Origin of the sequence: Caballeronia glebae (assembly GCF_001545035.1) — a bacterium.
In the GTDB taxonomy this organism is placed as follows: domain Bacteria; phylum Pseudomonadota; class Gammaproteobacteria; order Burkholderiales; family Burkholderiaceae; genus Caballeronia; species Caballeronia glebae.
In genome coordinates this window covers 1-1247 of the sequence record NZ_FCOJ02000171.1, presented here as the reverse complement: position 1 = coordinate 1247, position 1247 = coordinate 1, and the positions used below count along the sequence as shown (strand labels likewise).

The 1247-nt window shown below is 63.5% G+C and carries 1 pseudogene; it reads left to right on the top strand.

Annotated features, from left to right (window positions below):
- Positions 1–596 (top strand): annotated as a pseudogene (locus AWB82_RS36655) (DSD1 family PLP-dependent enzyme); the annotation flags it as partial.
- Between the last annotated feature and the right edge of the window lie 651 nt (positions 597–1247).

The window sequence follows — 1247 nt, the reverse complement described above, 5'->3', positions numbered from 1 at the left end:
ATGAAGGCTTGGTTCGCGTCGCGGAACAGGAGCGCTCACGCAGCGTACGCGCAGCACAACGCATCCGCGCAGCGGGTGTGCCGTGCGACGTCGTCAGTATCGGCTCCACGCCGACCGCGCTGGCCGCCACGCATCTGGACGGCGTGACCGAAGTGCGCGCCGGCGTCTACGTAATGCTCGACCTCGTGATGCACAACGTGGGCGTCAACCAGCCCTCGGAAATCGCGCTGAGCGTGTTGACGACGGTGATCGGCCACCAGCGCAAGAAAGGCTGGGCGATCGTCGATGCGGGCTGGATGGCGATGAGCCGTGACCGGGGCACGCAGCGCCAGAAGCAGGACTTCGGCTATGGGCTGGTCTGCGCCGAAGACGGCGAGGTCGTAGGCGACTATGTGATGAGCGGCGCGAACCAGGAGCACGGGATCATCTCGCGGAACGGCACGCCGGATTACGACATCGAGGCGCGCTTTCCCATCGGCACGCGTCTGCGCCTTCTTCCGAATCACGCCTGTGCAACGGGCGCGCAGCATCCCGTCTATCATGCGATCGCCGCTGACGGCAGCGTGGAAAGCTGGCCGCGCTTTTACGGCTGGTAATACGTGCCGTCATCGAGCCATTAGCCGAACGGCGGAGGCGCGTCGAAAATGCCTGTTCGCCGTTTGCGGAAGCTCGCTCGCTGGTTTGGCGCGGTGCAGCTCCGCGGACGAAAGGTACGGATGACCGATTAAACTTGGAAGCGGCCGTTATCGTCTCGCCGGCCGAAGGTCCGAAGTGGGTGTGCGCCGTGAAAAGGCGGCGTTTTCCAGCGGGTGCAAGCCCCGTCCTGCAACCGCTCCAGCCGGAAGCAACTGGAGCAGTCATGGAGGTAACGAAGTGGCTGAAGCCTCTGGTAATGCGTGTCACAAATAGGTGACAGCGCGAGTGTGCAGGCCGTAACGCGAGTGAACGCTGAGCAAACCTCGAAAAGGACGATGCGCAGGCCGACCCGGCAACCCTATCGGGGAAGGCTGACGTTCGAAGCGGGAGATCCGGTCCGAGGCAACGGCGAGCGACCTACCCCTGCAATTTTTGAGGGTCTTTCATCGACCCCCTGCGGACACTCAACACTAACGACCAGACCGCGGCTAAGGAGTCAGCACCGGCCCGCCGAACGCGAACAGATGCGATGACAGGGTCGGCCAAAGGCACTGGCGAGATGTCGCAAGCGACTCCCCGATCATTCGCCGCTCACTCCGCCGAACGGTGAT